The organism is Paenibacillus anaericanus, from assembly GCF_003994475.1.
GTDB classification, from domain to species: Bacteria; Bacillota; Bacilli; order Paenibacillales; family Paenibacillaceae; genus Fontibacillus; species Fontibacillus anaericanus.
The window spans coordinates 161,093-180,694 of record NZ_RZNY01000005.1; the positions used below are offsets into that span (position 1 = coordinate 161,093).

The 19,602-nt window shown below is 40.9% G+C and carries 21 protein-coding genes; 11 read left to right on the plus strand and 10 right to left on the minus strand.

The genetic code is table 11. The features are described from left to right. Positions 1-32: 32 nt before the first annotated feature. Positions 33-1,397 carry a TrkH family potassium uptake protein gene (locus tag EJP82_RS08415; protein ID WP_127191591.1) on the plus strand — a complete coding sequence of 455 codons (1,365 nt, stop codon included), beginning with the start codon at positions 33-35 and terminating at the stop codon, positions 1,395-1,397. Positions 1,398-1,503: 106 nt separating this feature from the next. Then, a complete protein-coding gene (locus EJP82_RS08420; protein WP_127191592.1) occupies positions 1,504-1,878 on the plus strand; it encodes a RidA family protein in 375 nt (124 codons plus the stop codon). A gap of 162 nt (positions 1,879-2,040) precedes the next feature. Here EJP82_RS08420 and EJP82_RS08425 read toward each other — a convergent pair whose 3' ends face one another. Beyond that, the gene (locus EJP82_RS08425; RefSeq protein ID WP_127191593.1) at positions 2,041-3,687 is read right to left on the minus strand and encodes a glycoside hydrolase family 19 protein; all 1,647 of its coding nucleotides are present in this window, start codon (positions 3,685-3,687) and stop codon (positions 2,041-2,043) included. Between the two features lie 262 nt (positions 3,688-3,949). Between EJP82_RS08425 and EJP82_RS08430 the strand changes: the two genes are divergently transcribed. Genes EJP82_RS08430 through EJP82_RS08440 form a run of 3 tightly spaced genes read left to right on the plus strand, consistent with a single transcriptional unit; the run spans position 3,950 to position 6,659 of the window. Next, on the plus strand, positions 3,950-4,750 hold the full coding sequence (locus EJP82_RS08430; RefSeq protein ID WP_127191594.1) for an alpha/beta fold hydrolase: 801 nt from the start codon (positions 3,950-3,952) through the stop codon (positions 4,748-4,750). Positions 4,751-4,783: 33 nt separating this feature from the next. After that, positions 4,784-5,764, plus strand: a complete 981-nt coding sequence (locus EJP82_RS08435; RefSeq protein WP_127191595.1) for a sensor domain-containing diguanylate cyclase — start codon at positions 4,784-4,786, stop codon at positions 5,762-5,764. A gap of 13 nt (positions 5,765-5,777) precedes the next feature. Continuing rightward, entirely contained in the window at positions 5,778-6,659 is an 882-nt protein-coding gene (locus EJP82_RS08440) for a TolB family protein (protein WP_127191596.1), read from the plus strand. Here EJP82_RS08440 and EJP82_RS08445 read toward each other — a convergent pair. Then, positions 6,656-7,084 carry a MarR family winged helix-turn-helix transcriptional regulator gene (locus EJP82_RS08445; protein ID WP_127191597.1) on the minus strand — a complete coding sequence of 143 codons (429 nt, stop codon included), beginning with the start codon at positions 7,082-7,084 and terminating at the stop codon, positions 6,656-6,658. The genes EJP82_RS08440 and EJP82_RS08445 overlap by 4 nt on opposite strands. Before the next feature lie 120 nt (positions 7,085-7,204). Between EJP82_RS08445 and EJP82_RS08450 the strand changes: the two genes are divergently transcribed. Further along, the gene (locus tag EJP82_RS08450) at positions 7,205-7,792 is read left to right on the plus strand and encodes an NAD(P)H-dependent oxidoreductase (RefSeq protein ID WP_127191598.1); all 588 of its coding nucleotides are present in this window, start codon (positions 7,205-7,207) and stop codon (positions 7,790-7,792) included. Positions 7,793-7,896: 104 nt separating this feature from the next. Here EJP82_RS08450 and EJP82_RS08455 read toward each other — a convergent pair whose 3' ends face one another. The 6 genes from EJP82_RS08455 to EJP82_RS08480 all read right to left on the minus strand — a co-directional run bounded on the left by EJP82_RS08455 (position 7,897) and on the right by EJP82_RS08480 (position 14,187). After that, positions 7,897-9,843: an FtsX-like permease family protein gene (locus tag EJP82_RS08455; protein WP_127191599.1), complete on the minus strand. Its 1,947-nt coding sequence runs from the start codon at positions 9,841-9,843 to the stop codon at positions 7,897-7,899. Beyond that, positions 9,833-10,594, minus strand: a complete 762-nt coding sequence (locus tag EJP82_RS08460; RefSeq protein ID WP_127191600.1) for an ABC transporter ATP-binding protein — start codon at positions 10,592-10,594, stop codon at positions 9,833-9,835. The genes EJP82_RS08455 and EJP82_RS08460 overlap by 11 nt, the downstream gene beginning before the upstream one ends. Before the next feature lie 289 nt (positions 10,595-10,883). Then, entirely contained in the window at positions 10,884-11,888 is a 1,005-nt protein-coding gene (locus EJP82_RS08465) for a sensor histidine kinase (protein WP_127191601.1), read from the minus strand. After that, positions 11,881-12,576: a response regulator transcription factor gene (locus EJP82_RS08470; protein ID WP_127191602.1), complete on the minus strand. Its 696-nt coding sequence runs from the start codon at positions 12,574-12,576 to the stop codon at positions 11,881-11,883. Before EJP82_RS08470 ends, EJP82_RS08465 begins: the two co-directional genes overlap by 8 nt. Positions 12,577-12,649: 73 nt before the next feature. Beyond that, a complete protein-coding gene (locus EJP82_RS08475; RefSeq protein ID WP_127191699.1) occupies positions 12,650-13,732 on the minus strand; it encodes a saccharopine dehydrogenase family protein in 1,083 nt (360 codons plus the stop codon). A gap of 62 nt (positions 13,733-13,794) precedes the next feature. Then, the gene (locus EJP82_RS08480; protein ID WP_127191700.1) at positions 13,795-14,187 is read right to left on the minus strand and encodes a MarR family winged helix-turn-helix transcriptional regulator; all 393 of its coding nucleotides are present in this window, start codon (positions 14,185-14,187) and stop codon (positions 13,795-13,797) included. A 219-nt stretch (positions 14,188-14,406) separates the two neighbouring features. Here EJP82_RS08480 and EJP82_RS08485 point away from each other — a divergent pair, with 219 nt between their 5' ends. From EJP82_RS08485 to EJP82_RS27935, 5 genes are all read left to right on the plus strand, one after another. After that, positions 14,407-15,111: a response regulator transcription factor gene (locus EJP82_RS08485; RefSeq protein ID WP_127191603.1), complete on the plus strand. Its 705-nt coding sequence runs from the start codon at positions 14,407-14,409 to the stop codon at positions 15,109-15,111. After that, the gene (locus tag EJP82_RS08490) at positions 15,104-16,201 is read left to right on the plus strand and encodes a HAMP domain-containing sensor histidine kinase (protein ID WP_127191604.1); all 1,098 of its coding nucleotides are present in this window, start codon (positions 15,104-15,106) and stop codon (positions 16,199-16,201) included. The genes EJP82_RS08485 and EJP82_RS08490 overlap by 8 nt, the downstream gene beginning before the upstream one ends. A 219-nt stretch (positions 16,202-16,420) precedes the next feature. Continuing rightward, entirely contained in the window at positions 16,421-17,353 is a 933-nt protein-coding gene (locus EJP82_RS08495; RefSeq protein ID WP_127191605.1) for a M15 family metallopeptidase, read from the plus strand. Between the two features lie 12 nt (positions 17,354-17,365). Next, positions 17,366-17,914 (plus strand): VanZ family protein, encoded by a 549-nt coding sequence (locus tag EJP82_RS08500; RefSeq protein WP_281278187.1) that lies wholly within the window; start codon positions 17,366-17,368, stop codon positions 17,912-17,914. A gap of 311 nt (positions 17,915-18,225) precedes the next feature. Next, a complete protein-coding gene (locus EJP82_RS27935) occupies positions 18,226-18,366 on the plus strand; it encodes a hypothetical protein (protein ID WP_170220157.1) in 141 nt (46 codons plus the stop codon). 108 nt (positions 18,367-18,474) lie between these two features. Here the strand turns inward: EJP82_RS27935 and EJP82_RS08505 are convergent, their stop codons facing one another. Both EJP82_RS08505 and EJP82_RS08510 read right to left on the minus strand, forming a co-directional pair. Beyond that, the gene (locus EJP82_RS08505; protein WP_127191607.1) at positions 18,475-19,095 is read right to left on the minus strand and encodes a DedA family protein; all 621 of its coding nucleotides are present in this window, start codon (positions 19,093-19,095) and stop codon (positions 18,475-18,477) included. A gap of 42 nt (positions 19,096-19,137) precedes the next feature. Then, positions 19,138-19,494 carry a PadR family transcriptional regulator gene (locus EJP82_RS08510; RefSeq protein WP_127191608.1) on the minus strand — a complete coding sequence of 119 codons (357 nt, stop codon included), beginning with the start codon at positions 19,492-19,494 and terminating at the stop codon, positions 19,138-19,140. Positions 19,495-19,602 lie beyond the last annotated feature (108 nt).

Consider the following 19,602-nt stretch of genomic DNA (forward strand, 5'->3'; position numbering starts at 1 on the left):
AATTACTTGTAAATAAAAGGAGTTAGTAATCCATGTTACGTAAAGCGAGGGGTTGGCTGGAGCAACGGTCGCCTGCTCAGGTTATAAGCGGATATTATTTACTAGCCGTAATTGTATCCATTCTCTTATTTAGTATCCCGGCCGTCCATAAGCCGGGTGTTGATGTGTCATTTTTTGATACCGTGTTTACCGCGGTGAGTGTAGTAAGTGATACAGGTCTAGGTGTATTTAACGTTTCAGAAACCTATAGCGTATTTGGCTATTTTGTCATTATCCTCGTCTTGCAATTTGGTGGTATTGGCATTATGGCGATGAGTACATTTTTCTGGATGCTTCTAGGTAGAAAAATTGGACTTAAAGAACGCCAACTGATCATGGTGGATAATAATCAGTTTGAATTATCTGGCCTCGTACAATTAGTGAAAGAAATTCTGAAAATTATTGTCTTTGCCGAGCTTATCGGGGGACTCATTCTCGGATTCTATTATTTACGATTTTTCTCAACTTGGGAGGAAGCATTCCTTCAAGGTTTATTTGCGTCGGTCAGCGCGACCACAAATGCAGGTATGGATATAACAGGAAATTCACTTATTCCATTTGCAGGTGACTATTTTGTCCAACTAGTGACGATTACACTGATCATTTTTGGGACCATCGGGTTCCCTGTATTAGTTGAAGTAAAGAACTATTTTTATAGAAGAAGAAACAAATCAGATTCCCCTTTCCGCTTTTCCTTATTTACGAAGTTAACGACATTTACGTATGCGATTCTTCTTCTTATGGGGACGATTTTTATTTTATTGTTTGAATATCAACATTATTTCAAGGGTATGACGTGGCATGAGAGCTTCTTCTATGCTTTCTTTCAAGCAGCAACGACAAGAAGTGCCGGGCTTACTACCATGGACATAAATGATTTTTCAATGCCAACCCACTTGTTTATGAGCTTTCTTATGTTTATCGGTGGGTCCCCTAACTCTGTGGGCGGTGGGATTAGGACGACGACATTTGCGCTAAATATATTATTTATTTATCACTTTGCTAGAGGGAACCGTGATATCAAGGTCTTTAATCGAGAGCTTCATCCTGATGATGTGATGAAATCTCTGGCCATAACGTTATTAGCTATTATCATGTGTGGTATGTCAGTGATAGCTATAAGTATCTCCGATAGCGAACAGCAACTCATTGCTATTCTGTTGGAGGTGTGCTCCGCCTTTGGTACCGTAGGTTTGTCGACGGGGATTACGCCAGAGCTTAGTCCTTTTGCGAGATGCCTGCTCATGATATTGATGTTCATTGGAAGAATTGGTTTAACTTCGTTCTTATTTATCATAGGTGGTAGACAAAAGAAGGCAAAATTCAATTATCCAAAAGAGAGAGTTATTACTGGCTAACTTACAACGAAGTAAATTTTACAAAAAGTTCAGTTGAAATACGACATACTGTTGTCTGACATCGTCTATTATAATGAGTCTATTGATTCATAAGGAGATGATAGGTTTGGGTGAAATTATTAGAAAAGATATAAATGAAGAATATGCCTACTCCGGATATGTTGAAGCAGGTGATTTCATCTTTCTGAGCTTTTGCGTTGGTAATGTTGGGCAGTCCATTGAAATGCAGATTGAGGGAGCACTCGATAACATGAGTGACAGATTACAGCAGGCGAATTTAACCTTGGATGCAGTAGTGAAGGTAGATGTTCTGCTAAGAGATGTCTGGGGTATACCTGTTATGGAGGAGGTTTTCAAGCGGAGGTTTAAAGGCAACTATCCAGCTAGAAAGACTATCTCTACAGAGTTTGCGCATCATGGTGGTCCAAGTGGATTAAAGGTTCAAATTGATGGGATAGCCTATAATCCGAAAGTAAAGTAATACAGGGGGACAATAGGATAAACGGTAAAAGTAAGGGTGGCGTCGAGTCACATGGATATATACAAACAGGCTGACCATAATGCGTCTCCATGAAGCGTCGAATCTCGATGCGCTTTAGGAGGAACGCTTATAGGTCAGCCTGTTTTGCGGGTGCAGCCCTTTCTAGAATGGACTCATGCCGAGTGTATTCAGTTTCTCGCCCGTAATATCGACGCCCATTTTCGTCGTAATGTCGCGATAATGACCGACGCGGCGGCCGACTCGATAGTCGGTTTCATCTTTGTTGCCTTCAAAGCTACCGTTGATGATCATGATGGTGATTCCAAATCCCGCAGGCGTTAGCCCTTTAGAGATGTCAGTAGCTGAGGGTGTCCAATTTCCAACGATCACATCATGAGCTGATGGCTTTGGTGGTTGTGGCGTCATCCAGAATAACATAGCCGTCATAAAGCCCAATTTACCGTCGTTTGTAATAAGCTCCGGTTGTTGAAGTAAGGTATCTTTCGTCCCATAGATAATTCCACTAATTAGTCCATAATTGTAATTCCAACTCAATTGAATCGGACCACGTCCATGATACGATTTACCTGAAACTGGAGGGAAGTCAGCATGAGATTGAACGTAACCGATGTTGGTAGAATTGATATAACCCACTTCTTCATTCCAAAATAGACCCCAACGAAGCTCGCCACCAGGCGCTGTCGCCCAACCACCGCCCGTTTCATGCGCAATATTGGCGAGGAAGGCCGCCAGCTCACGCTTACGATTCTCAGCAGAACCTTCCTTAATAAATGAACCAAAATCAACTGTCTTGGAAATGATCGGAACCGTTAAGTTCCATGAAGCGTTAAAGTCGGCGTTTTGATAGATGAGTGTTTCTGTCTTCGTTGTCTTGTCCAATCGGAATACACGATTGTTCCATGTAGCACCCTCTCTGTATTCCAGCTTGTACTTAATATTTGCCACATCGGTTACAGCTGCGATCAGGTTACTATACGAATAATAGTCTGCTTGTCCCTGTTTATAATATGGCTTGTCCGCAGCAAATGTGTGCCACTCTGTAGAACCGATACGCATCGGGAACAGCGCTTCGTATTCACTTTTCGGTAGTGCGCTCTGCACGGCTGCAACCGCATTGGCTGGCGAAAATTGCGGGTCTATACCGCCCCATAGCGATGTAACTTGTGGATCGGTTAGTACACAACTTTGGCCAGCGTTTAATTCGCCTAGCGTGGTTCTTACGCTGATGCTCGAACTTGCCGTCGTGTTATTCTTGCCATCCCTTGCTTTTACGAAATATGAATATGGGGTATCTTGTTGTAAGCCCGTATCGGTGTAAGTCAGTGTGGATGCGTTGGCCGAGGAACCAACCTTTGTCTCGTTCCGGTAAATGTCATAACCCGTCACAGCAATGTTGTCTGTTGCGGCATCCCAGATCAATGTGATGGTGTTAGCTGTTTGCCCAGTCGAAACAAGATTCGTCGGAGCTGTAGGAGGAATAAGATCTTCTACGCCCCCCGTATCAGGACCAAGTAACAGCCACGGTGAGCTTGATGGATCACCCGAACCTGGTACATCGCCTTGCGTCCACCATTTGGCCCGGTACACACTGTTGTTATAGCTGACCTCATTGCCGCCCAAGTACACTTGAGTGGATACCCAAGGTGATGCGGTTAATGAAGCTTGCTCTTGTAATTCATTTGCGGAGATCGATTTTGTAAACGCTTCCATAGGTGTGAGTACTAACAATGCGGACAGTAAAGTGATGCATACGCGCATGAGCTTGATGCTTGTCAATTTACGTTTCATAGTTATCCTCCTATACTATAGATTTAAATTCACTATCAGTATAGTAGACTATGAATCTATTATCTATAGTCATATATGACTATATTATGTTAAAAATACATAATTTGTTATCCCGAATATTTAGGTTGAGCTAATGGATTTTTAAGAGCTACTCTTAAATTAGGATTAACTAAACGTTCATGTATTCTCATAATGTTAGCTTGATATTTGTAGGGTGTCCCTTCAGAATGAAGAGGATGCTATCGAAGAGGAGAATTATGGGATGGATAATGTTCTTGTACGCAATAATGTAAAAGTGATTGGAGAAGGGAAACAAACCATTATCTTTGGACATGGATTTGGATGCGACCAAAACATGTGGCAATATATCGTACCCTCATTTAAGACAAAGTATCGGATCATTCTATTTGATTATGTTGGTTCAGGCCACTCAGATATATCGGCATATAATGCGGAGAAATATAGTTCATTACATGGTTATGTACAAGATGTATTGGACATCATCAAATCGTTGGATCTTAAAGATGTTATATTCATAGGCCATTCGGTTAGTTCTATGATAGGGATGCTTGCATCTATCGAGCGACCCGACTATTTTGATAGATTGATAATGATCGGACCTTCTCCACGTTATTTAAATGAGGGTGAAGATTATTTCGGTGGTTTCGATAAAAGTGATATTACTGAACTCCTAGATATGATGGAGATGAATTTTGTGGGATGGGCTAGTTTTATGGCGCCACTTGCGATGAATAATCCTGACCCGATGTTATCGCAAGAGTTAGAACAAAGCTTTAGTTCATTAGACCCTGTGATTGCTAGACAATTTGCAGCAGCTACATTTTTATCGGATCATCGGAGTGATTTATCGAAAGCTACAGTTCCCACACTCATTATGCAGTGCTCGGATGACAGCATTGTACCTATACAAGTAGGAGAGTATTTACATCAGCACTTAAAGGGGAGTACGTTTCGCCTAATGGAGGCAAAGGGCCATTACCCACATATCAGCCATCCAGAGGAAACGATCACTTTCATTAATGAATATCTTCAATCAAGTTGATACGATTAAACTGTATTGAAAGGAAATGAGCGAATGGATGAGCGATTACAATATGCACCATGTGGGTATGTTTCCATAACTCATGAAGGAATTGTTATCGATGTGAATCAAACATTCCTTGCTATCATGGGATATAGCCGAGCAAACTTGGTGGACAATCATTTTGAATCTATCATGTCTACGGCAAATAAGCTTATTTTCCATACATATTTTTACCCTTTTATAAATCTCAATGGACATGTAGAAGAAATGTTTTTAAGTTTAAAAGATCATAAAGGTCTCGCCATTCCCTTTCTGCTTAATGGTAGAAGGTTTGAGAAGGAAGGCGTTGAGATTATAGATTGTATATTGATGCAGATGGGTAAGCGCATTGATTATGAGGTTGAAATTCGGACAGCCAAAAGGCAAATAGAAGAGGCGTATTGGGAGAAAGATCAAGCGCTAGTGAAGCTAGAACAACTCCATATGGAGATTGAACAGAAGCAGCAAGAACTGATGGAGTTAAACGCTAACTTAGTTAAACTGTCTGTTACAGATAAGCTTACGGGTCTGAAGAATAGACGGTTTTTTGAGGAAAAGTTAGAGGATCAAATGATTCTCTACAGCCAGACTGGGCAACCTTTTTCGCTGTATATCGTAGACATAGATCATTTCAAAAAAGTAAACGACACATGGGGACACCCGATGGGCGACTCTGTGTTAGCAAAATTAGCGGAGGTCTTACAGTCTCATGTCCGTAAAGGAGATATTGTGGCTAGATATGGCGGGGAAGAGTTTGTCCTCATCTTGCCTAACATGGATGCCGCTGAGTCCAAGATAAGAGCAGAGGAGTTGCGACTTACTGTAGCTAGTTCTACTTGGGAAACTGGGCAGATAACGGTAAGCATCGGTATAGCAACGTTTATCCAGATGGATTCAGATATTACGCTACTGAAAAAAGCCGACCTAGCACTTTACGCCTCTAAAGAGAATGGAAGAAATCGCGTCACGCATTTCACGGATATGAACAAATAAAGGAGAGAATACAGTGCACACATTAAATGAGAACCCTAATGTTGAAAGTCGCAACGTAATTAGCTTTCTGGAAACCGTGGATGTACGGACGGGGGAACGTACAATTTTGGCGCAATTCGATTCCCTAATTGAGGCTCCGAATTGGACTAGTGATGGCAAAAGGCTGATATACAACAGTCTAGGCCGGATCGTATCCTTTGATATTGCCACTAAGGAAAGTCTAGTTATCGACTCAGGTTATGCTAATCACTGCAACAACGACCATGTATTATCTCCCGACAATGCTCATATTGCGGTAAGCCATCATACGCGAGAGGACGGTATGTCTCGGATTTATGTTCTCCCTTTGGAAGGTGGCAACCCGAGTTTGATTACCCCTATCGCACCAAGTTATCTCCACGGCTGGTCCCCTGACGGCAGTACACTGGCTTATTGTGCTGAGCGTAACGGACAGTATGATATATATACGATTCCAGCAACGGGTGGGGTGGAATCCCAACTGACGGATACTCTCGGATTGGATGATGGCCCTGAATACTCCCCAGATGGAGGACATATTTGGTTTAATTCCGTGCGTACAGGACTAATGCAGGTATGGCGCATGAATGCCGACGGCAGCGAACCGGTGCAAATGTCCTTTGATGAAAGCAATAACTGGTTCCCGCATGTATCACCCGATGGTAAAACGGTGGCATATATTTCTTATCAAAAAGGCGATGTTGACCCAGGAGATCATCCTGCCAATAAGCATGTTGAAATTCGCGTAATGTCCAGTACAGGCGGTGAATTTCGTACGCTAGTCAAGCTCTTCGGTGGTCAGGGAACGCTTAACGTGAATTCTTGGTCTCCTGACAGTAGCCATCTGGCCTTTGTAAGCTATCAACTGAAGGATTAATAGAACACTTTACGATGAAGGAGATCGAGCGCTTGTTCGATTTCCTTTAATTCTTTCTCAGAAATATCCTTGATTCGTTCATCAAACCTCGATTTAACATGCGCAAAAACCTCATTCATCATGTCTTCCCCTTTTTCTGAGAGCCGGATAAATTGTTTGCGACGGTCTTCATTATCGGTAATCTTCTCGCATAATTGCTTTTCGTTTAATTTTCTTAGCTCACGGCTTGTGTTCGGCATGGACATCAGCATACATTCACTGATTTCACTTATGGTTACAGGTTGGCTGACTGCAATATATTCAAGAATCTTATATTGAACAGGTGTAATCGCTTCGGATTTCACATCTTTGGTTATCTCACTTGTTACTTGATGAACAGCAGCTGTGAAGGCCACGAATTTCTGGAATATGTAGTTCTTGTCCATAAAAATCACCTCTATATGAAACGATAGCAAAATGATTATCAAAATACAATTATCATTTGACAACTAAATTCAGAATATGGTACCCTTTGGTTATCAAATGATAAGTAAAGGAGTAATCCTATGAAAGCACTCATTATATATACACATCCGAATCATCAGAGCTTAAGTTATGCATTTTTGCAGGAAGTCATCCAGGGCGCTCAGGAGAATACTACAATTGAAGAAGTTAAGGTACTCGATTTATATGAGGAGGGTTTTAACCCGACCCTGGTGTTTAATAAACAGAAACGTAGAAGAGATATGCATCGTGACCCAGACTTTGCTAGGTACAGGGAACAGCTGATGTGGGCTGATAAAATCATCTTTGTATATCCGATTTGGTGGGGGCGTCCTCCGGCTATGCTGATGGGATATATCGATCAGATGTTTGCCTCGGGTTTTGCATATAAAGAAACGGGTAAAATGCTACCTGAGGGACTTCTTAAGGGAAAGTCAGTTGTCTGCATTTCCGTTATGAAGGGTCCAACTCATTATCCATTGCTATGGCTTAATAATTCCCACAAAGTCTTAATGCGCAAAGCGCTGTTCAACTATGTAGGGATCAAGAAGGTGAAATTCTTTGAGTTTGGCAACATGGAGAGTCCAAAGGGTAAACATAAGGAGAAATTGAACAAGATACATCGCTATTTCAAAACAGTGGCACAGTAAAGGTTGGATCGGGTGGACTGATGAACCTTCATCCTTAATAAAAATAAAGAAGGCGGCGGTAGCACCTGAGAGGTGATACTGGCCGTCTTCTTTAGGATTTATAATTAAAGAGCTTCCTTAATGACCTTCTTGTAATGCAAGACAGATAGCACCCCAAAAATGGAGTATAGCCCGGTATATAGTACCATAACTAGAATCATCGGCGTCCACAGCTCTGAGCCAAAGAAGAACCAGCCCGATTGGACTGCAAAGTAACTATGGCAAAGCCCGACGACTAATGGAATCCCGAAATTGAAGACTTGTTTTACTTGAATACCCTTTATCAGATCGCCCTGTGTGAAGCCGAGTTTTCGCAAAATCGTATAACTTGGTCGTTCATCTTCACTTTCGTCCATTTGTTTGAAGTAAAGAATACATCCCGATGTAATCAGAAATGTGAGTCCTAAGAAACCAACGACAAACATCATGAGTCCCATGTTTTGTTTCTGATAGTTGCTCGTCTCAAGCCTAGAGTCATAGGACTTAATATTAGTAAAGCCGATTTCTTTAAAAATATCATTGGCCGCTTTAATTTGATCCTGATCCAATATGTCGATTCCGATATACACGGATGCTTTCTTCTGAATAGAGGGATCTAAATCATCTTTCAAGCGTTGAAATACGGTTTCGTCTACTATGGCAACGGGCAAACCACCATAGCTAAAAAATCCAGACACGATGGTATCTTTCTTTAAACCTACAAGTTGTTGCGGAATGACTTCATGTTGACTCTTCAATTCAATTGAACCTGAGTCATCGAGGGGCATAAATTTCTGGTTCACATCACTATAACCTGTAAAAAGAGTCTCACCCGGTGACAATTGAGTATCTTTGGTCGACTTTTCACTAATTACAGCCAGGGTCATGAGATTCGGATCAACGAGCATGCCTTCCATACTCATATCCAGTATGTTCTCTACATTCACATCTACCTGGATGACATCAATGATTTCCTCGGAGTACTTAATGTCCTTTGCGAGTAAAGCTTCTTTAAATCGTTTCGCATCTTCGATATTTGTAATTGAAAATTCTGCTGGCACATAGTTCTCAGCACTCTTCTCGGCAGAATAGTAGGAGATATAGCTCAAGGATAACAAGCCAATCGCCAACGCAGATACGGTTGTAATAACGGTTAGTAATACGGCATTTGATTTCATTCGAAACATAATGGTGGAGAGGGATAATACCTCATTAATGTTCAAGTAACCATTTTTCTTCTTCCGAATGATATGAAATATAAAACTAACAGATCCTTTATAGAAGAGATAGGTCCCAACAATAACAGAAGCCAGAATGATCACCATGGCTATCAAAAGTTCATTCATGGTTACGAAGTCTCCTCCAAATAACTTAGAAGAAATGTAATAGCCAATTAGAATGAAGCCGATGCCAGCTATCCCGATGATCATTTCAAGAATCGAAACTTTTTTTATCTTGGCTTCCGTACTAGATTTCACGGCAAATAAGGATAGAATACTTTGTCTTTTTATAAACACATAATTCATCGACATAATAAAGAGATAGATAGCGCAGAACACAATCAATGTTTGAATTAGCGCATTGGTAGACAATCGAAGTGTTGCGATCCCTTCAACACCCGTGATTTTAAATAAGATCATGATGATTAATTTGGATACGGAGAACCCTGCAAAGATCCCCAGGAACAATGATCCGAAATACAGAAAGAAATTTTCGACGATAAGGATATTGAATATCTTGTTCTTGGTCATCCCTATTAATTGAAACAGTCCAATTTCTTTGCTGCGGCGTTTAATAAAGATCGTATTGGCGTAGAAAATAAAAATGGAAACAATAGCCACAAGCAAAATGGATGCTGCCTTTATTGCAGCTGCCCCTTTAATCGACCCCTTTGTTGGATCCATGGCTGGGTCGTACTGTAACGTGACGAATGCGAAATATAGTGCGGCGCTAAAGATTAAGGCAAAGACGTAAAGATAATAATTCTTTAGATTCTTCTTCAGATTGCGAAAGATGAGTTGATTAATGCTCATTCTGCACCCCGCCTAATACCCCTTGTGTTTTCATGATGTCTTTAAAGAAGGTTTGTCTTGTTTCTTCGCCTTTATTTAATTGAGTATAAATTCGTCCATCCTTTATAAAGATGACTCTACTGCAATAACTAGCAGCCACGGGATCATGCGTAACCATAACAATAGTCGCTTTTCGCTTCAGATTTAATTCACTTAGCTTGTTCAATAGATCCGAGGCCGATTTAGAATCAAGTGCACCTGTTGGCTCGTCCGCAAAAATAATGCTTGGTTCATGAATAAAAGCTCGTGCCGCAGAGGTACGTTGCTTTTGACCCCCGGAAATTTGATTGGGGTACTTGTCTTTTACATCATAAATGCCCAGTTCCGTCGCCACTTCTACAAACTTCTGATTGGCTTCTTTTTTCGGCATCTTTGTAATGGATAAGGGTAATAAGATGTTCTCCTTCACGGTTAGCGTATCTAATAAGTTGTAGTCCTGAAAGACAAAACCTAAATGATTCTTGCGAAATTCAGCTAATTCTTTTTCTTTCATCTGAGATATTTCGGTTCCTTGGATGGTGATCGTTCCGTTACTAATCTTATCAATCGAGGAGAGGACATTGAGTAATGTCGTTTTCCCGGAGCCGGATGCCCCCATAATACTAACGAATTCGCCTTCTTCGATGACCATATCCAGGCCGCTTAATACTTCTTGCTTATTAAATTTATTGCCATAGCTTTTATGGATTTTATTTGCTTCTAAAATAACCATCTCGTAACACTCCCATTTCTCAATAAACTATATAAGTTGAATTACTCATTGTGATTATAGGCTCCGAGAGCGAAAAGTTCTTACGATCGCTGTTGTCCCCAAATTTCTTGATTGAATTGTTATTAAGGTTGAAATTCGGGGACAAAGGCGAACGCTACGCTTCTTCAGAATCATTTCGCTCTCTCCGCTATATCATTATTCTTTTATTCAACTTATATAAGTATAAAAGGCTTGGTCGTTCTTATCGTGCGATTGAGCGAACAAATAGCACAAGCATGTGACATTGTTGTCACATGCTTGTGATGTTAAGGAACTCGTTGCGTTTTGGAAAGGTTAATGTAAAGGTTGATCCTACTCCAAGTGCCGATTCTACACTTATTTGGATCAATAATGACTGTGCTGCTTTTTTAGCTAAATATAAACCCATGCCCGTTGCCGCATTGTCTTGTCGCATCGTTGTGGATGTAAAACCTTTATCGAATATACGTGATATATCCTTGGGGTCGATGCCGCGTCCGTGATCTTTTACTTCAAGGATGACCTGATCAGCCTGCGGGTAACTATTAATTATAATATCGGAGGATTCACTATATTTCACGGCGTTAGTTAGGAGCTGTCTTATGATAAAGGCCAGCCATTTCCGATCACTAAGCACTTCCGGTGAATCTAATTGGATGTCAAAGCCGACTCCTTTTTGAATACACCAGGATTGTAAGGTTTTAATTTCATTAAAAATGATATCTTCTAAATCGATCCGTTCCATAAATAGATCATTTTCAATAAACGGAATGCGTCGTTGATGGAGCTGTTGGTCAAGCAAGTGATGAATTCGCAACCATTCATAGGTTAGCTGAGTTTTCATCGTATCGTTGTCTAAACGCTCGATCATCAAATGCATAGCTGTTAACGGTGTTTTAACCTCATGAATCCAAGATAATAAGTCATCCTTCTCTTCCTCAAGAGCCATTAGACTTTGCGAGGCAACTTGTTTCAGAAATTCGGCTTGGCTGAGTATACTATCTTCAACAATTTGTTCAAAAGGACTTCCCACACTGGGCAAAGTCGATAGATCGAGATCGTTATTTCGCTCTTCTAGACCCTTGTAGAATCTCGTTTCTTTATGATAACGAATGATGACAAAGCCCATAAATAGGATCGTCGACAAAAAGACAAGATAAAGAAGAGGTTTTAGCGGGATTTCTGGGTCAATAAAGACAATAAAGATATTTAATAGCTGCAGAAGTATAAATAGAATGATCCAGCTATATCGTTCTCTGATAAATTTACTAATCATAGCTATTTGCCTCTTCCGTGGCCATATAACCTTGCCCAACCTTTGTTTCAATAAAGATGCCTAAGCCAAGCTCGTCCAATCTTTTTCGTAAACGATTCACATTAACTGTCAGGGTATTGTCGCTGATAAAACGTTTATCATCCCATAAGCTATTAATTAACTCCTCACGAGTTACGATCCTGTTCTTCTTCTCAATGAGTAGCTTCAACACAAAGACTTCATTCTTTGAAAGTACAATGGTTCCAATTGGATTGGTGACCGTATTTTTCTCATAATCTACAGTTGCCCCACACCACGTCTTGAGCTCCACTTTGTCCGTATTGTAATTGTAGACACGTCTGAGCGTCGCCTGAACTTTGGCAATGAGTACATCAAAGTGAAAGGGCTTCTGAATGAAATCATCGGCTCCTAGCTGCATGGACATTACGATATCGGTAGGGTGATCACGGGAGGATAAGAAGATAATCGGAACGTTGGAATGGGACCTGATCAACCTGCACCAATGAAAGCCATCGAATTTAGGTAATTGAATATCAATGACGACCAAATCAGGACGGATATCTGAAAATTGCTCCATCACTTTACTGAAATCAGTAATCCCATACACATCATAGGACCACTGCGATAATCTATCTTTGATCTCATGAAATAAGGTTGTATCATCTTCAATCAACAAGAGCTTAAACAAAGGATTCACCACGCTTTAAGTTTCTACTGCTACAGGAATTGTATAATAAAACCATAAGGGAAGCTATAGAGGGCTATATTTTGCTCCCGTTAATCCTGGTTTCGATAGAGACTGACGGATGAAAGGGATATATCAGAGTTTCTAAATCAAACAATTGATCAATATGATATACGCCGTGGGGAAGAGAGGAAGTATAGACCTTATTCGCTACGGCAGAAGCTACTTTGGCGGTAATATCAGCTTCGTTTTCTCCTTGTAAAAAGCATTCTACCTTCATATTTTCTTGCCCCTTGTTACCCCATGCATCGATTTTTACGGCAAACTTGGCGGTTCCGAATGACATCTTGCCGAACGCTTGAACGAAGGTATTTCGAATCGGCATGTACTTCAATAAGCGGAACATGCCTGATGCTCTCAGCCAAGCAAGTAATTTTGTTGTTAGATTTGAATCAAAGCAGAGGCGTGTAGAGACTGAAGGCACATCAAGCGTTTGCGGAAGCACATGCTGATCTGAAAAATTGAAGCGGTATGCTTTTTTTCGACCCAAGCCCGTTCCAAAGTCGGTTGTTTTACCGTCTCGAAAGCTTGAAACTGCCATCCTATTTCCATCCTTAACGACATCATATTGCGTGCCGAGGTTATCGATCGTCCATTCGATAGAAGCTTTGCCATGCTGATCTCCGAGCCCTAGCATGATGGATATATCGACTGACTCCGTCTGTTCCATCTGACGCTTTGCGTGTAGTGCCATTAGGTTCGTCATCCCCGGAGCAAGCCCTACACTCAGCGCTACTGTGGCATGATGGTTCATAGCTTCCGAATGTAATTGTTCCACCTGAGATAGAAACGAAATGTTCGCAGAAATGTCCACATAATGAATTCCCTTATCGAGACAAAGACGAACGAAGTGGGGATCTGTTTGATCCAGACACATGACGATCAGTTTCACGTTATTCAGAACATTAGGATCGACATGCTCGCTGATGTTGAGTTGTAATGGCTGGACCTTTCCGCCAGTAGTACGACTGAATTTGTCCGCACGTTCAAGATTTCTTCCTGCAGCAAAAACTTTGCCGGGATATAGATCGCCTAGCTCCCTGCAGATCCTTTGCCCCACATGACCATAACCGCCGATCACAACGATGTGTTCATTCATGTTCATCTCACTCATATCCTTTATCTATATAGTATAGTTACTAAACTAAATGTCTAAAAAAATTACTTTTGCAAAAAGGAGTTCAATTTATCTATACATTTCTCGAATATTTCTATCTCCTGTTCACTTAATTGCGTACGCAGTTGATCGTAGAATCGGAGATGAACTTCCTCGTGAGCTGCGTTAGCCTCCTTCCCTTTCTCGGTAAGTGAAATCAGGGTCACTCTTGAATCCGTTGGATGGGGTGACCGCTCGACAAGCTCTTTAGTTTCTAAACGGGTAATCAGCTGTGTCACCGCACCTTTTGTAATGGCCAGACGTCCGGCGAGCTCACTCATAAGCACGGTTCCTTCAGAACCGATGGCTTCAATGGTATGAATTTCGCTTGGAGTTAAAGGTCCGGCGCTCCCAAAAGTATGGGGCTGGCGTTCAAGTCGGCGAAGCTGCATAATCATGCGTCCTAGTTTGCGACTTCCCGTATTGTTGTCGTTCGATGGGGTGTTATTTATATTATTCATGGGATTAGTATAGTTGCTAAACTTATTTACTGTCAAGGAATGGTGAAACTAATGGTTACAAGGCGGTCCTTGTCTCCGGGATGACTTTACTGATAATGTAGTATACAAGCACAACTTGATTTAGCTCGGATCACTTAATATAGGAGTGGGACAAGAATGAGGCAAATCACAATTTTGATAGCGGATGATGAAGCGGAGATTGCAGATCTGGTTGAGCTACATTTGCAAAAAGAAGGTTATCATATCATCAAAGCTGCTGATGGAAAAGAAGCGATACAAGCTATTCAATCCAAATCCATAGATTTGGCGATTTTAGATATTATGATGCCAGGGCTTGATGGTTATGAAGTTACCCGTCAAATTCGCGAGCGGCATCTTATGCCGATCATCTTTTTGAGTGCCAAAACATCGGACCTGGACAAGATCACCGGTCTAGTAATGGGGGCGGATGATTACATGACCAAACCTTTCAACCCCATGGAATTAGTTGCTCGGGTAAATTCCCAGCTTCGTCGTTCTATAGAATTTAGTCAACCTACACCTACAACTACGAATATAACTGTATTGGAAGCGGGGGGCTTAGCCATTTACCCCGAGCAGCATAAGGTTACCCTTTATGGGGAGAAGGTTGAGTTAACGCCGAAGGAGTTTGATATTTTATATTTTCTAGCTAAGCATCCGAAGCAGGTTTTTAATATCGAAAGTATTTTTCAGCAAGTATGGGGCGAGGCCTATTACGAAAGTGGCAACAATACGGTCATGGTACATATCCGGACGCTACGCAAAAAGCTTGGGGAAGATCAGAATAAGAACAAGTTCATCAAAACCATTTGGGGTGTGGGGTATACCTTCAATGGATAAACTCGTAAGCAGCTTCCGAACCAGGATGATTATGTTATTAGGCTTAAGCATGTTAATGTCCGGTCTAATTACCTATGGGATCTATAGAGTTCTTCAGTCGTATTATCGTTCCCAGGTTAGATTTGAGGATCCGTTGACGCCCATTCGCTATTTCATGAGGGATATTGGCGATTTAAACGCCTTTTTAATTATATTTATCCCGCTCGCGATCCTCTTTTTCTTCTTGCTAACCAAGCCGTATGCGACCTATTTCAATGAAATCTCTAGGGGAATTCATCATCTGGCTAATGGTGACTTTAAGAACCGTGTTCATATCTCCTCCCATGATGAGTTTAGAAAAATTGCGGATGACCTTAACCTGGCCAGTGCAAAGTTACAAGAGGCTGTGGAAAGAGGAGAGTTTGCAGAGAACAGCAAAGATCAATTGGTAGTTAATTTAGCACATGATCTGCGTACGCCGCTTACTTCTGTATTGGGTTATCTCGATTGGATTCTTAAGGATCATGAATTGACGGAGGAACAGGTAAGACATTACGCAACGATTGCTTATACTAAGTCCCAGCGCCTAGAGAAACTGATCGATGAATTGTTCGAAATCACTAGGATGAGCTATGGCATGCTACCCGTTGAAAAGTCACGTATAGATATAAGCGAGCTACTCGTCCAAATGAATGAAGAATTGTATCCAGCGTTTGAGAATAATGGCATAAAAACCAGATTGAATATCACGCCTAATTTATGCATTCACGGGGATGGAGAACTGCTAGCACGAGTGTTCGAGAATCTATTATCCAATGCGATCCGTTATGGCAAAGAGGGCCAGTTTGTAGATATCAATTGTGACCTTGTAGAAGGACAAGTGGTTATTCAGGTGATCAATTACGGAGGGTTTATCGCTCCAGAAGAATTACCTCATATTTTCGATATGTATTATACGAATAACCGTTCACGAACACATCAGGAGGGCGGAACAGGCCTCGGCTTATTTATAGCAAAGAATATAGTAGAGCAACATAAAGGAACCATCTCTGTCGAGAGCAATGTGATCCGAACACAGTTTGAAGTGAAGTTACCCCAGGAATTGACCTGATTAAGCAAAATTATTTGTTCAACTTATATGGCTCAATCTAAGAATCAGTGGTTGGCAAAAAACGAAACGTTACTTCCCACTATAGGGTCTATCAACCACTTATTTTTGTTTTGAGTCACTTTTATAGCCAAATTTAAGGAAAACTTTAGAATTGTTCCATCTTTTTTTAAACTCTTTTCTCTATCCTAGATATATGAAGGATCAAGGAGGAAGTTGTGAATGAAGAAGTGGGGCTTTTTTGTGATGATTATATTGTTGTTAGGAGTTGGATTTCGGTACTTTGGGCCAAGTTCTCAGCAAGAAAATAAGCTTATGAATGAACAACGATTAGTTCGAGGGGAAACTGCAACAAATAGCGAATCAAACACCGGATCAAACACCGGATCAAACACCGAGTCTAATACCAATAAAAATTCCGCTGCGAATACCGTATCGATAGATATTACGGAAGATCAGGTTTATCAGGGAGATTTATTGTTGGTTAACAAGGAGTATCCTGTGCGCGAAGAAAGTGTGAAGGCCGATATTGTTAATCTATTTGAGCAAAAAGACTTAGTCCAGGGATATGGATTGCTGGATACAAATATTCGGTTGTCAAAGAGTGTTGCGCAAACTTTTCTAAAAATGATTGAAGATGCTAAGGGGGATAAGGTAAATAACTTCTTAATCAGCAGTGGTTATCGAGATTTTGAAGAGCAAGATGGGTTATATCAACAAAAGGGATCAGATTACGCCCTACCAGCTGGTTATAGCGAACATAATTTAGGATTATCACTGGACATAGGTTCTACCGAAGCTGAGATGAGTACAGCATCTGAAGGAAAATGGTTGAAGGAAAATGCTTGGAAGCACGGGTTTATTCTACGCTATCCAGAGGATAAGACGGCGATCACGGGGATTCAATATGAGCCGTGGCATTTTCGCTATGTAGGTATGCCTCATAGTGCCATTATGCAGGAGAGAGGTTTTACATTAGAAGAGTATGTAGATTTCCTGAGAGACAATCAGAGCCTATTAACCGAAGTTGATGGGAAATATTACGAGGTGACCTATCATCCCGTTTCTGATGACACGGCCATTGAATTACCAGCGGGTCGCAAGTATGAGATATCAGGGAACAACATAGATGGGGTCATTATAACGATGGAATAAGGGGGGATGATGATGAAACTTAGAAACCCAATAATAAGGACTATTTTAGCAATAGGATTTATCGTGTACCTATATGCATTGATGAGGATGATTTTATTAAAGTGGAATGCTCCTGACTTTCCATTTCTCTACGGCCAATTGTTGAAAGCGTTGGAGAATCCTAATCGGGTATTCGGTTCCGGTGCACGAGTAGGTAACTTAGTCCCTTTTAAAGAGATCACGAATGCAATGGGGGATATATCCTTATCTAATCCTCATTCGCTTATTAACTTGGTAGGCAATATTGCTATATTTATTCCTTTTGGAATGTTTATTTCAGTTCTGTTCCATCAAAACGGTGCTACTTTTAGAAGAGTATTGATTTTGTCCTTCTGTCTTAGCTTGAGTTTAGAAGTAGCACAATTGGTATTGTACATTGGAACTTTCGATGTAGATGATCTGATACTAAACACAAGTGGTGGAGTGATCGGTTATGGTGTGGTTAAGTTGTTTACCTATAAACCACGGGCTGTCAGTTCAACTAATGGACGAAGTAGAAAAAAGGCTCAAAACCAAAATTAGCGGGTGACAGACCCTATCTGTAGATACCTCCGCTATTAGCAAGTACTTATATTAGGTCCATAAGTAACCCCTGCTCGATGGAGTATGAATAACTGGAATTCCTCCTACTAATTTGGCTTGCATACAATCAATGGCCAACTTAACTGGAATTTCTCCATCTAATTCAGCGCTTCTGACCAGTTGTGACCGAAAATCGGTTGATTAACTGGAGTTATTCCAGTTACACGCGGAAGGATATGTCCTCTCAACAACTTAACTTGAGTAATTCCCTTTAAATCGGAAAAGGATCGTTATGTGGACTCGCAGCGTTTATGAACTATACGCATAGTGCTGCGTTATGGATTGTGGCTTCGGGCATAGGTGCGGAAGAACTGCGTGTTATAAATGAGACTCTAGCTGCAGCAGTGCTGTCTTTCAGCATGGAATGTGCTTCGTCCGATACTCATAAATAAGCCGCCACTTCGACTTCGTAAATAAGGTGAAGAATAAAGTAAAAGCAGATCTCCTTCGTTTAAGTACGAAGTGGATCTGCTTTTTCATCGGATTATAGGATAAGCGTATTAGTCTGCTTTGCTTTTCAAGAATCTTTTCTTCATAAATAGGAACACACACAATGCAAAGATCAGGGCTAGGGCAGCATAGACGATATTCGAATAAACATCCATATAACCCACGATATCTCCCCATGAAGCACCTACTGCAGCCCCAACATAGATGAGAACGGCATTCCAGATTAATGATCCCAGCGTTGTAAGGGAGATGAAGGTAGCGAAATTCATCCGTATGCTACCGGCAGGGATGGAGATCAAGCTTCTAATCAACGGGACGAACCGGCAAACGAAAACCGCCCATGATCCATATTTAGTAAACCAAGCGTCAGCTTTATGAATATCTTTGTTAGTTAAACGAAGAATGCGACCATATTTAACGATAATTGCTTCCAATCTCTTTACATCAAGCAAGACACCAATCCAATAAAGGATGACGGCTCCAACTACAGAACCAATTGTGGAAGCGATAATAACACCAATAATACTAAGATTAGATTGTGTGGTCATAAAACCACCAAAGGTAAGTATGACCTCCGATGGAATAGGTGGGAAAAGATTCTCAATTGCTATCAATAGAAAAATGCCGATATAGCCGAATTGATTCATGATTTCGGTAATCCAATGTTCCATTTCAACACTCCTAGAATTTTTTTCTTGTATCTCTATCTCTAGTTACATATTTTGTTCGTAAGATATGCTATCTTCCGATTCCTCCTGAATAAATCGATTCACAATTTTGGTGGTGTTCACCCAATCTTGAATAGACCTATTCAATACAAGTTTGCCCTCTTCCGTAATGGAATAATATTTGCGCTTTCCCCCGTGGGTTTCATTGCCCCAAAAAGAGGAGATGGCATCGTGCTGTTCCAGTCGTTTGAGAGCCAAATAAAGCGTGGCCTCCTGTATTTCGAATTCACCTTGTGTCTTTGACTTTATGGCTTTAGATATTTCGTACCCATAGTTCTCCTTCTCCTTAAGGACAGATAAGATCAGAAGATCAATGGTACCCTTTAGCATTTCGGTATTCAAAATGTCACCCCCAACAAAGTACTCAATGTAATTGAGTACTAACCTATCATAAAATATATTACTTAACATTGCAAAGTACTCATCAAATATGAAAAAAACAAATTGCTA